Source organism: Nocardiopsis salina YIM 90010 (assembly GCF_000341025.1).
GTDB classification, from domain to species: domain Bacteria; phylum Actinomycetota; class Actinomycetes; order Streptosporangiales; family Streptosporangiaceae; genus Nocardiopsis; species Nocardiopsis salina.
On sequence record NZ_ANBF01000116.1, the window covers coordinates 5783 to 17857 of the forward strand.

The window sequence follows — 12075 nt, forward strand, 5'->3', positions numbered from 1 at the left end:
GGTGGGTTCGGCCAGCCGCCCCAGGAGCTCGCGGCTGAGCTCCGCGGCACCGTCGGAGCCCATCAGGGTCTCGAACGGATCGGCGCCCTCCGCCCAGAGCAACGGGGTCTCTGCCGACCGAGCGCGTTGCAGCAGGGTGGCCGCCTTCCGGTCAGCCCCCGCCAGGCCGTCCGGAGCGGCGGGGGGGGGGGGGNCTGAGCGCGCCGATCCAGCCGTGGGAGTGCAGCAGGTCCAGGTGATCGCGGTGGGCGCTCTCGCCCCGGTCCGCGAGGATCGCACGCACTCGCGGTGTCCGTTCCCCGCCGGTCTCCGGGCCGCGGTCCACGAGATGGGTCTCGAGCGGCAGACCGCCCGGCGGGGTGTGCGGGCCGCGCGGGAGCGGGACCGCCCGCAGGACCCGGTAGGCCGCTCCCGCTTCGGCCTGCCTCCCGGTGCCCGACCCTTGCTGCCCACCGGTGGCCCGGCGGTCGGAATCCGTCCTCGTGTCGGTGAGTGCGGCGAGCCCGGCCGCTGCCTCCTCGCCGAGGCCGCCGTCCAGGAGCAACCCGGTCAGAACCAGCCCCGGGACGGGCGGCTCGTCCCCGGAGGAACGCGACAGCAGGCCGAGCAGGGCGGTGGCGGTACGCAGGACCGCTCGGTCGGTGATGGCCAACGGCTCGGGACGGCCGACCAGCACCACCCCCCGCGCTTCCGGCGGTGTACCCACAGTGTGCAGGAAGACCTCGCCCGCGCCGTCGGCCGCCTTGGCGCTGTGGGGGCCCGAGGGTGCAGTGAGCTTGGCGCACAAGGAACGCAGCTCCGGGTCGAGGGAGGCCGGGGCACCGGGGGTTCGGTTCGCAGGCAGGGCCGGGTCTGCGGGGGCGAGGACGGCCCATCCGCCGAGCGCGTCGGCCAGCACGGAGAGCAGCCGTTCCACCGGCGCGGATGCGCTCACCGCCCGGGCCAGTTCCTGATGCGCCTCCCCGAGACGGCGCACGTCCCGTAGGTGGCGTTCCTCGAGTTCTTCCCCGACCGCACGGCTGACCGCGGCGAAGGGCGTGGACGCGGGGACCTCCAGAAGGGGCAGTCCCTGCGCGTGGCACTGCTCGACGAGCCGTGCGGGCACGGAGTGGTGGACCGGCGCGACCCCGAAACCGACTGCACCCACCCCCACCTGCACCAGTGAGGCCACGTAGTCGCGCACCAGGGGGGTGGTCCCCGGAAGGTTGACCCCGGCCGTGAGCAGGAGCTCGCCACCGCGCAGGTAGGCCGCGGGCTCGACCAGTTCACTGGCGACCGCCCACGTGATGGCGGGGGTGCCCGCGTCGACAACCGTGCGGAGGCCGAGGTCGCGGCGGGCAGCGATCACACCCAGCGGGACATCGTGGCTCTCGCCCGATGCCTTGTGTCCGGCCATGGTTCCCCCGTCCTCGCCCGCCGCATCCCCGGGAACGGGACCCGGTTCCTCGTTGCGGCCGTGTGTCTCCAGGGTGTTGCCTACACGACCCCGTCACCCACACGAGGTGGATGGTTCATCCAAAGTCTGCCCTGCATTCGTCCGGTTCGGCCACTGGAACCAGGGCTGACGGCTTCTTACGCTGACCGGAACACTGTGACCTGCGTCAAACACGCCGCGGCCTCTGTGCTTTCCGCACCCTTCTCTCAAGGAGCATCGTGACCATCGACCTGGCGGTGATCGCCGCCTACCTCCTGGGCATGGTCGGCCTGGGCTGGTGGGGCATGCGCCGCGCCAAGAGCCGTTCCGACTACCTCGTGGCAGGGCGCAGTCTGGGCCCCGTCATGTACTCCGGCACGATGGCCGCCATCGTCCTCGGCGGCGCCTCCACCGTCGGAGGAATCGGCCTGGGGTACAGCCACGGCATCTCCGGCGCCTGGCTGGTCGTCGCGATCGGCCTGGGCATCCTGACCCTGCACGTCTTCTTCGCCGAGCGCATCTCCCGGCTGCGTGTCTACAGCGTCGCCGAGATGATCGACCTGCGCTACGGCGGCAACTCCCGAGTGGTGTCCGGGCTGGTCATGTGGGGCTACACCTTCATGCTCACGGTGCCTTCCACCCTGGCCTTCTCCACCATCTTCAGTGGCATGTTCGAGCTGCCCCGCGCGGTCGCGATCGTCCTCGGCGGTTCCATCGTGGTGCTCTACTCGACCATGGGCGGGATGTGGTCGGTGACCATGACCGACATGGCCCAGTTCGTCATCAAGACGTTCGGCCTTCTTTTCGTCCTCACCCCGGTCGCCGTCTGGAGCGCGGGCGGGTTCTCCGGGATGCGCGAGTCGTTGGACCCCTCCTACTTCGACCCCACCGCCATCGGCGGACAGACCATCCTGACCTACTTCGTCATCTACTCTCTGGGCCTGCTGATCGGCCAGGACATCTGGCAACGCGTCTTCACCGGACGCAGCGCCCGCGTGGCGAAGGCCGGCGGCATCGGCGCGGGCGTGTACTGCCTGATCTACGGCGTGTGCGGCGCGCTCATCGGTACCGCCGCGGCCGTGCTCTTCCCGAACCTGGACAACCCCGACGACTCCTTCACCCGCATGGTCGACGCCACCTTGCCCGTCGGCCTCGCCGGGCTCGTGCTCGCGGCCGCCCTGTCCGCGGTGATGTCGACCGCGAGCGGCGCGCTCATCGCCTGCTCCACCGTGACCTCCACAGACCTGTGGCCCCAGGTCAAGAAGGTGTTCGGCCGTGCACCGGCCCCGAAGGCGGAAGCCACCGAGCGCGACGAGGTCTCCGCCAACCGGGTCTTCACGCTCGTGCTCGGCGTGGCCACCATCGCCGTGGCGCTGGCCGTGGACGACGTCGTCGCAGCGCTGGCCGTCGCGTACAACATCCTGGTGGGCGGCCTGCTCGTGGCGATCCTCGGCGGCCTGGTCTGGAAGCGCGGAACCCGGGCCGGCGCGCTGTCGTCGATGTTCGCCGGCGCGATCGCTGTCGTGGTCACCATCATCGTGACCGACCTGATGGCCAACGAACCGATCTACGTGGGCCTGGGTACCGCCCTGGTGGTCTACGTGGTGGTGAGCCTGCTGACGCCGCCGACCGACCCCGCCGTCCTGGACATCTGGCGGCGCCGCCTGCGCGGTGAGGACACCGACGAGCCGGCCGCTCCCGCGGGAACCGCCGACCAGCCGTCCGCCCCGGATCCCGGGTCCGGGCCGTCCACGAGCACCTGACCGAACCGACGAACGAACGACCAACGACAACGACAGGGAGCCCTACCGAATGAGTACACCGATCGGCCCCACGGACTCCAGCATCGTCCCGCGCTTCGCGGGACCGGCGACCTTCGCCAGGTTGCCCCGCATCGACCAGGTGGACCGCGCCGATCTGGCCGTCGTCGGTGTCCCCTTCGACACGGGGGTCTCCTACCGGCCGGGCGCCCGCTTCGGCCCGTCCGCGATCCGTGAGGCCAGCCGCCTGCTCCGGCCGTACCATCCGGCGCTGGACGTGTCCCCCTTCGAGCAGTTCCAGGTGGTCGACGGCGGCGACATCCCGGTCAACCCCTATTCCGTGGGCGACGCCGTCGAGACCCTGGACCAGGGCGCCTCGGAGTTCGTCGACGCCGGGACCCGCCTGGTGACGCTGGGCGGTGACCACACCATCGCCCTGCCGCTGTTGCGCTCGCTGTACCGCGAGCACGGCCCGATCGCGCTGCTGCACTTCGACGCCCACCTGGACACGTGGGACACCTACTTCGGTGAGGCCTACACCCACGGCACACCGTTCCGCAGGGCCGTGCAGGAGGGCATCCTCGACACCGAGGCCATCGCCCACGTGGGCACTCGCGGCCCGCTGTACGGCAGGCGCGACCTGGAGGACGACCGCCGCTTCGGCTTCGGCATCGTCACCGCCGCCGACGTCCTGCGCAAGGGCGTGGACGAGGTCTCCGACGCTCTGCGGCAGCGCATCGGGAACCGGCCGCTCTACGTGTCCGTCGACATCGACGTCCTCGACCCCGCGCACGCCCCGGGCACCGGGACCCCGGAGGCCGGGGGGATCACCAGCCGGGAGCTCCTGGAGATCCTGCGGGGGCTGGCCGACCTGAACCTGGTGGGCGCCGACGTCGTCGAGGTCGCCCCCGCCTACGACCACGCGCAGATCACCTCCACGGCCGCCTCGCACGTGGCCTACGACCTGGTCGGCCTGCTGGCCCTGAACCACCGGACGAAGGCGGGGAACTGAACACATGAGTGGGAGTGCACCGCGCAACGGCGGCGACCTGGTGACCGAGACCCTGACCGCGTTGGGGGCCGGGGTCGTGTTCGGTATCCCCGGTCAACACGCGCTCGGGCTGTTCGACGCGCTGCGCAGGGCGCCGCAGCTGCAATTCGTGTCGAGCCGGGTGGAGAACAACGCGGCCTTCGCGGCGGACGGCCGTGCCCGCCTGACCGGGGAGGTCACCCCGCTGCTGGTCTCCACGGGCCCCGGTGCGCTGCTCACCCTGTCCTCGTTGCAGGAGTCGAGGGCGGCCGGCGCCCCGGTGCTGGTGATCAGCAGCCAGGTCCCGCGTGCGGGGCTGGGCGGGGGCCGCCACGGCTACCTGCACGAGTTGCCGGACCAGTCCTCGAGTTTCGCGAACGTCACCAAGTCTGCGTACACAGTGCGGCACGCGTCGCAGATCCCGTCGGCGCTCAGCGAGGCCTGGCGGACCGCCGCGTCGGCGCCGGCGGGCCCGGTCCTGGTCGAGATCCCCCAGGACGTCCTGCTGGAGGCGACCGTCGTGCCTCCCGTAACGGATGTGGACCCCGCACCGGGGCCCCTTGCCCCGAGGGCGGAGGTGGTGGCCGAGGCCGCCCGGCTCCTGGACGGGGCACGCCGCCCGGTCGTCCTCGCCGGTGGCGGGGTGAGCCGTTCGGGCGGCCAGGAGGCGTTGCTGGAGCTGGCCGAGGCGCTCCGGGCCCCGGTGGCCACGACGTTCGGCGGCAAGGACGCCTTCCCGTGGGAGCACCCCCTCTCGCTCCGGTCGTGGATCGAGGACCGCCACACCACCGACTACCTGGAGAGCGCCGACGTGCTCCTGGTTGTTGGCTCCGGCCTGGGTGAACTGTCGAGCAACTACCACACGCTCGCCCCGAAGGGCCGTGTGGTGCAGATCGAGGCCGACCTCGGCAAGTTGGAGTCCAACCTCCCCGGCCTGGGCGTGCACGGCGACGCTGCGCTGACCCTGGAGGCCCTCGCCCAGCAGGTGGAACGCCGTCCCGAGGATCCTGCCGTGGTGGCCGAGGTCGCCGAGGTGCGGGCCAAGGTGGCCGCCCGGATCGACGCGCAGGGCCTCGACACCGAGCAGGAGGTGCTCTCCGCCGTGCGCGGGGCCCTGCCCGACGAGGCCGCCAGCTTCTGGGACATGACGGTGCTGGCGTACTGGGCGTGGTCGGCGTGGGACCCGCGCGAGGGGCAGGCCCACTCGGCGCAGGGCTCCGGGGGGTTGGGCTACGCCTTCCCGGCGTCCCTGGGCGCCGCCACCGCCGACCGCGGCCCGGTGCTCGCGGTCTCCGGCGACGGCGGTGCCATGTACTCGATCGCCGAGCTGGCCACGGCCCACCAGCACGGCGCGGACGTGACGTGGCTGATCGTCGACGACGGCGGTTACGGGATCCTGCGCGAATACATGGAGGGCGCGTTCGGCGAGGCCACTCACACCGAACTCTCCCGTCCGGACTTCGTGGCGCTGGCCGAGTCGTTCGGGGTCCGGGCGGTGGCCACCACGACCGAGCGGGTGGGGCAGGACCTGTCCGCCGAGCTGGCCCGGCCGGGGCCGAGCGTGGTCGTGCTGCCGATGCACGTCGGCCTCTTCGCCCCCACGCACCTGGACGGCTGAGGGGTTCTGGGGGACCGCGCCCTTGCGGCCGTTGCGGGCCTGGCTCGTACCGTGCCGGCGATCACGGAGAGCACGAAGACGGCGACCCCGGTGGTCCCGCGGGACCACCGGGACATGTTCGTCGCGGGTCACCCGCCCCGGGGGTCGAAGGCCCTGCACCGCAGGGCCTTCTTCGCGCCCGGTAGCACCCGCCGCGGCCGCCGGGCGGAAACCGTTCGAGCAGCACCTGCGCCTGACCCAGGACGAGGCGCCGCCCGCGCAGGGGCTGCCCCGGTCGCGCCTGCGGTTCGTGTGCCGTGACACCGGCCACTACCGCACACTGGCGGCCCANTGGATCGGTGAGTACCAGCGCCAGGGCGTCTTCTGAGGGCAATCGCCGCTCCTGGCGTCCGGATGGCGTTCCCCACCGGTCAGAGGCGGTAGAAGGCCGCTGCGTTGTGGTACAGCACCGCGCCCAAGTGCTCGCCGGCGGCCTCGGCCACCAGATCCAGGTCCTTCGGGTCGAAGGGCCGCCGCGCCCGCGTGGAGGGGAGGTCGGTGCCGACCACGAGCGCGGTCGGGTCGGCCTCGAGCACGGCCCGCATCGCCGCGACGGGATCCAGGTCGATACGCCCGAACCCGGTGGCCTTGACCCTCACCCCTCGCTCGACCAACCGCAACAGGGCGGGCAGGCCGTCGGCGTGCAGCCCCAGGTGGTCGACGCTCACCGAGGGCAGGGCGGCCACGGTGTCGGCGATCTCGTCCAGGTCCCGGGCGTCGACGTAGAGCTCGGTGTGCATGCCGGCCACCTCGTGCACCCGGCGGGCGAGGGTGTCCAGGTGTTGGAGCCCCTCCGATCCCCCGCGGCGCAGGTTGAACCGGACGCCGCGCACGCCCTGCTCGGCGAGTTCGGCGATACGCGCGTCGGAGGCCTCGTTGGAGACCTGAGTCACACCGACGAAGCCGGGGCCCAGCTGCTCCAGGGCATGGAGCAGGTAACCCTGGTCGAACCCTTGGAAGGATCCGGAGACCACCGCTCCTCCCACCACCGGGAGGCCGTCCGTGCGGCGACGGTACTGCTCGGCGGTGAACTCCTCCGGCAGGTAACCCTGGTTGGGCGCCAGGGGGAACCGGGGGTCGATGATGTGCAGGTGGGCGTCGAAGAGCGGCCGGGGAGTGCTCACTGTGGGTCGTCTCTCATGAAGTTCGGCACCGTGCCCCGAACTGTACCGAGGTGCCCGGCTCATTCCTGGTGTTGGTTCCACTCGTCCTGGAGCCCTCGCAAGAACTCCTCGTCGTCCGTCGTACCGGCGATCACACCCTGCACGCCGGGCACCAGCTCGTCGGCCATCCCGGGGGTGGCCCAGTCCGGGAACGGCAGCAGCCCCTCGGCGTCGATGACCTCGGTGAACTCCTCGTTGACCTCTCCGAGCGCACCCTCGCCCTCGGTGGGCGCCTCCGGGTCCGCGGGCAGGAAGCCGTTCTCCAACTGGATCTGCGCAGCCTCGGGCGAGCGCAGGTAGTCCAGGAAGGCAGCAGCCACGTCGGGGTGCTCGCTCTGCGAGGAGACGGCGAAGGAGACGCTCGCCCCCGAGGCCACCGGCGCCGCCCCCTCCTCGGCACCCGGCGCCAGGAAGAACCCGACGTCGTCGCCCATCTCCTCCGAGAGCTCGGCCGCGGCCCAGTTCCCGGAGACCAGGAAGGCGCTCTCCCCCTCGGCGAAGGCGGCCTGCGCGTCGCTGTCGGAGGTGGCGTTGGCCCCTTCGGGCAGATAACCCGCCTCGGCCCACTCGTGCACGGTCCGGGTGGCCTGAGCGGCGTGCTCGGTCTCGATGGAGGAGCCCGGCGAACCGTAGACCCAGTCGCGGTAGGCCTGGTCGTCCCAGAGCCCGTTGAGCACGGCGTTCCACAGGTGGACCCCGCCGGTCTCCAGCCCGCCGACGCTCAGGGGCATGGTGCCGTCCGCCTGCACCCGGCCCAGGGCGTCATCGAACTCGTCCAGGGTCTCGGGCGGCCCGTCGAGCCCGGCCTCGGCCAACAGCTCCTTGTTGTAGAAGACCCCGAGGATGGAGAGCGCGCCCGGGAGGGCGTAGAGGTTCCCGGTCGCGAACTCCGTGGCGTCCTGGTTGGTACGCAGCGACTCCAGGCTCGTGGGCGCGAAGGTCTCCTCCCAGCCGTAGGCGCTGCTGTGCTCCTCCAGTTCGAGGATCTGGCCGGCGGGGATGAGGGAGCCCATCGCCCCGGGGTTGTACTGGGCGATGTCGGGAGGGTTCTCGGAGGACATCGAGAGCCGGATGGTCATCACGTAGTCGGTGAACTCGGTCTGCCGGGGCTCGACGGTGACGTTGGGGTACTGCTCGTGGAACCCCTCCACCAGCGCCTCCGTCGGGGGGTCGTCGGTGTAGGCGAGGGTGAGGGTGACGGGTTCGTCGGTGATGTCGGTGGAGACCCCGTCGGGGGTGTCGTCCTCGCGGATGCTCGTGGACAGGAGGGCGCACGAAGAGAGGGCGAGCACCGTCGCCGTACACGCGGAGGCCACGGCGGCCGGGCGCCGCCTTCCTCTTCCGGTGGACATGGGTCCTCCCTGGGCGGGGCTGAAAGGGCCAAGTCTCAGGTTCCTTCCCAAAGGGAAGGAAGGCAGCCACAAGAGTGAGGTGATCCAGCATGAGGCCGACCCTGTCCACAGACCTGCACACCCCCTACCGCCTGCCCCCGACGGCCGTCGAGGGCTTCCGGCGGGACGGTTTCGTCAAGCTCCCCCGTGCCCTCGAACCCGCCGACCTGGAGGGCCTGGAGCCCGACATCACAGACAAGGTGCGCAAATACGACACCACCTCGGACGTGCCGTTCGAGGAGCGCGACACTCTGCAGAAGGCTTTCCTCCAGGTGGGGAACCTGTGGCGTGGGAGCCAGGGAGCGCGCGACATCGTCTTCTCGCAGCGGCTTGCACGCATCGCGGCCGAACTGCTCGGCGCCGGCAGCGTGCGGCTCTTCGCCGACCAGGCGCTGTACAAGGAACCCGGCGGTGCGATCACCCCCTGGCACGCCGACCAGTACTACTGGCCGCTGGACACCGACCGTGTGTGCACGGTGTGGGTCCCGCTGCAGGAGACGCCCCTGGAGATGGGGCCGCTGTCCTTCGCGCGCAGCAGCCACCGGTACGAGTTCGGACGGGATCTGCCCATCAGCGAGGAGTCCGAGGACCGGATCCGTGAAGAGCTGGACCGGATGCAGTTCGAGACAGTGCAGGAACCCTTCGATCTCGGCGACGTGAGCTTCCACCTGGGCTGGACGTTCCATCGCGCCGGACAGAACGAGAGCAACGCACCCCGACGGGTCATGACGGTGGTCTACATGGACGCCGAGACCCGGGTGACGCCGAAGATCGCCGAGCACGAACAAGCACAGTTGGACATCCTCATGCCCGGAACCGAACCGGGCGAGCGGCCGGATGGCCCGGCCAACCCGCTCCTGTACCCGCTGTGACGGCACTGATCGTCACGGTGATCGCACTCACAGTGCTAGTGTCACGGACCCGGCTCCCCTCGAGCCGACCCGGTCCGTGACCCCAGACGGAGGAGTGCGAAACACATGCCCACCTCGGAATTCGACTCCCGCAGCTACTGGGACAAACGCCTCAAACGCAATTGGACCCTGCACGGCGTGGGGATGCTGCGCCTCGCGTACAACTACAACATCTGGCTGTACCACGTCCGGAACCGCGTGTTCCGCCGTACCGTTCGCGCCGCCCGCATCGACGTCCCCCGGGCCGACGTGCTCGACATCGGCCCGGGCACCGGTTTCTACGTCGAGCGCTGGCGTTCCCTGGGCGCGCGCAGCGTGAGCGGCGTCGACATCGCCGACAGCGCGGTCGCCCAGCTCAGCGAGAAGTTCCCCGACGTCACCTTCGAGCGCGCCGACATCTCCGACGGCACGCCCTTCGCCGACGGCACGTTCGGCGCGGTGTCGGCGTTCGACGTGCTCTTCCACATCGTCGACGACGACCGTTACGAGGCGGCTCTGGCCGAGGTCGCACGCGTGCTCGCGCCCGACGGCCGTTTCGTGTTCTCGGAGAACTTCGCGCCCAAGCGCCGTGAGGGCCGCAAGCACTACGTCAGCCGTTCCCGCGAGGAGATCGAGCAGCTGCTGCACAACGCCGGTCTGGAGATCGTGCGCCGCAAGCCGATGTTCGTGCTGATGTCGCCACCGGTCGCCTCCAACAGCAAGCTCCTGTGGACCCTGTGGTCCAAGATCGTCGCGCCGCAGGCCCAGCGGGAGCTGCGCGGCAAATGGGTGGGCGCAGCCCAGTACCCGTTCGAAGTGGTGCTCACCAAGATCCTGCGCAAGAGCCCCGTCATGGAGATCCTCGTGTGCCGTAAGCGCGCCGACGCCTGACCCTGCGCAGGTCGGCGGGGTATGGGGGTGGGATGGGCCGACTCAGTGAACACCACCGGGAACCCGATGCCGTCCAGGTGCGCGGCGCACGCGTGCACAACCTGAAGGACGTCGACGTCGACGTGCCCCTGGGCGAGCTGGTCGCCGTCGCCGGAGTCTCCGGCTCCGGCAAGTCCTCGCTCGCCATGGGGGTGCTCTACGGGGAGGGCGCCCGGCGGTACATCGAGGCGCTGTCCACCTACACCCGCCGGCGCATGACACAGGCTGCGCGGGCCGACGCCGACCGGGTCAGCCATGTCCCGGCCGCGCTCGCGTTGCGGCAGCGGCCCGGTGTGCCCGGCGTGCGGTCGACGTTCGGCACGTCGACGGAGTTGCTCAACGTGGTCCGGCTGATGTTCTCCCGGCTGGGCCGTCACCTGTGCCCCAACGGCCACCGACAGGAGCCGTCCCTGGACGTGGCCGCCGAGGAGCCCATGGTGTGCCCGGTGTGCGGCGCCGAGGTGCACCCGCCCGGGGCAGAGGCGCTGGCGTTCAACTCCGAGGGCGCCTGCCCCGCCTGCCAGGGGGTCGGGACCGTGCGCGAGGTCGACGACAGCACCCTGATCAAGGATGCGTCGCTGAGCATCGACGACGGCACTGTGATCCCCTGGCAGGTGTACGGGTTCAAGGTCCAGCCGCAGATCGTGCGCGAGTTCGGCGTGCGCACCGACGTGCCGTGGCGGGAACTGACCGAGTGGGAGAAGGGCATCGTCCTCGACGGGCCCGAGGAGAAGAAGCACATCACCGTCACGACGCAGAACGGGGTCCACGAACTGGACTTCACCTTCCGCAACGCGCGGCTGACGGTGACCGCGGAGCTCCGGCGCGCGGAGGACGAGAAACGGCTGGCCCGGGTGAGCCGGTTCCTCATCGAGCGCACATGCCCCACATGCCACGGAACCAGGCTCTCCCAGGCCGCGCGCACACCGTTGATCGGTGACCGGAACCTGGCCGACGTCACCGGGCTGACCCTGGAGAACGTGCTCGAGTGGGCCCCTGGTGTTGTCGACGAGGTTCCGGACACGATGAGACCTATGGCCCGCGGCCTGGTCGACACACTGCTCGGGATGGCACGCCGGTTGGTGGAACTCGGGCTGAGCTACCTCTCGCTGGACCGCCCCGGGTCGACCCTGTCCACCGGGGAGCGCCAGCGTGTGCAGCTGGCCCGTGCCGTGCGCAACGAGACCACGGGCGTGCTGTACGTGCTGGACGAACCGTCGATCGGGCTGCACCCCTCGAACGTGCACGGGTTGCAGGGTGTGGTCGACGATCTGCTGGCCGCAGGAAACTCGGTGGTGATGGTCGACCACGACGTGCAGGTGTTGCGCGAGGCCGGCCATCTGATCGAGATCGGGCCGGGTTCGGGTCACCGCGGCGGCACGGTCATCGCCGAGGGCTCGGTGGCCGAGGTGGGCCGGAACCCTGATTCCCTGATCGGCGGGTTCCTGACCGGGCGCGAACGGGTGGTCGTGCGCGCACGGGCGGCTGCGGACCGGATGTTCGCGCTCGGCACGCTGGGCCTGCGCACGGGGCCGGTGCACACCGTCCACGCGCTCGGCGTGGCGATCCCGCTCGGGCGGCTGACCGGGATCACCGGGGTCTCCGGCTCCGGCAAGACCACCATGGTGTTGGAGAGCCTCGTGCCGGCGCTGCGGGCGCTGCGTTCCGGGAGCCGGGAGCGTCGGCCCGAGCACGTGGAAGGGCTGGAGCCCGGCGGGATCGAGAAGGTCAACATGGTGGACGCGACCCCGATCGGGGTGAACGTGCGCTCCACGGTGTCCACCTACATCGGCGTGCTGGACGACCTCCGGCGGGCGTACGCGCGGCTGGACACCGCCCG

General features: G+C 71.0%; 8 protein-coding genes and 1 pseudogene (2 of these 9 only partly in view). 6 read left to right on the top strand and 3 right to left on the bottom strand.

All coding sequences use genetic code 11. From position 1 onward, the window contains the following. Window positions 1–1396 (bottom strand): annotated as a pseudogene (locus tag D474_RS28525) (PucR family transcriptional regulator ligand-binding domain-containing protein) (it extends 179 nt beyond the left edge of the window). A 257-nt stretch (window positions 1397–1653) separates the two neighbouring features. Here D474_RS28525 and D474_RS0112450 point away from each other — a divergent pair. From D474_RS0112450 to D474_RS0112460, 3 genes are read left to right on the top strand one after another with little or no spacing between them, the layout of a single operon-like run. Next, window positions 1654–3177 (top strand): sodium:solute symporter, encoded by a 1524-nt coding sequence (locus D474_RS0112450; protein ID WP_017613889.1) that lies wholly within the window; start codon window positions 1654–1656, stop codon window positions 3175–3177. Between the two features lie 49 nt (window positions 3178–3226). After that, the gene (gene speB, locus D474_RS0112455; protein ID WP_017613890.1) at window positions 3227–4186 is read left to right on the top strand and encodes an agmatinase; all 960 of its coding nucleotides are present in this window, start codon (window positions 3227–3229) and stop codon (window positions 4184–4186) included. Between the two features lie 4 nt (window positions 4187–4190). Beyond that, window positions 4191–5822: a thiamine pyrophosphate-binding protein gene (locus tag D474_RS0112460; protein WP_017613891.1), complete on the top strand. Its 1632-nt coding sequence runs from the start codon at window positions 4191–4193 to the stop codon at window positions 5820–5822. Window positions 5823–6232: 410 nt separating this feature from the next. Here the strand turns inward: D474_RS0112460 and D474_RS0112465 are convergent, their stop codons facing one another. Together D474_RS0112465 and D474_RS0112470 are read right to left on the bottom strand one after the other, a co-directional pair. Beyond that, entirely contained in the window at window positions 6233–6985 is a 753-nt protein-coding gene (locus D474_RS0112465; RefSeq protein ID WP_017613892.1) for an amidohydrolase family protein, read from the bottom strand. A gap of 59 nt (window positions 6986–7044) precedes the next feature. Then, complete coding sequence (locus tag D474_RS0112470) at window positions 7045–8376, bottom strand: ABC transporter substrate-binding protein (protein ID WP_026118431.1); 1332 nt, start codon at window positions 8374–8376, stop codon at window positions 7045–7047. Between the two features lie 89 nt (window positions 8377–8465). On the opposite strand from D474_RS0112470, the gene D474_RS0112475 reads away from it, so the two are divergent. The 3 genes from D474_RS0112475 to D474_RS0112485 form a co-directional block, all read left to right on the top strand. After that, on the top strand, window positions 8466–9287 hold the full coding sequence (locus D474_RS0112475; protein ID WP_017613894.1) for a phytanoyl-CoA dioxygenase family protein: 822 nt from the start codon (window positions 8466–8468) through the stop codon (window positions 9285–9287). A gap of 105 nt (window positions 9288–9392) precedes the next feature. Continuing rightward, window positions 9393–10196 carry a class I SAM-dependent methyltransferase gene (locus tag D474_RS0112480; RefSeq protein ID WP_017613895.1) on the top strand — a complete coding sequence of 268 codons (804 nt, stop codon included), beginning with the start codon at window positions 9393–9395 and terminating at the stop codon, window positions 10194–10196. A gap of 473 nt (window positions 10197–10669) precedes the next feature. Next, window positions 10670–12075, top strand: the 5' portion of a protein-coding gene (locus D474_RS0112485; RefSeq protein ID WP_449289350.1) for an excinuclease ABC subunit UvrA. It continues 637 nt past the right edge of the window; the window shows 1406 of its 2043 coding nt (coding positions 1–1406); its start codon is at window positions 10670–10672; its stop codon lies off the right edge, out of view.

Excerpts from the sequence above, each read along its gene's own strand:
- D474_RS0112460 (WP_017613891.1), top strand. The coding sequence starts at position 4,191 with ATGAGTGGGAGTGCACCGCGCAACGGCGGCGACCTGGTGACCGAGACC.
- D474_RS0112475 (WP_017613894.1), top strand. The coding sequence starts at position 8,466 with ATGAGGCCGACCCTGTCCACAGACCTGCACACCCCCTACCGCCTGCCC.
- D474_RS0112470 (WP_026118431.1), bottom strand. The coding sequence starts at position 8,376 with ATGTCCACCGGAAGAGGAAGGCGGCGCCCGGCCGCCGTGGCCTCCGCG.
- speB (WP_017613890.1), top strand. The coding sequence starts at position 3,227 with ATGAGTACACCGATCGGCCCCACGGACTCCAGCATCGTCCCGCGCTTC.
- D474_RS0112480 (WP_017613895.1), top strand. The coding sequence starts at position 9,393 with ATGCCCACCTCGGAATTCGACTCCCGCAGCTACTGGGACAAACGCCTC.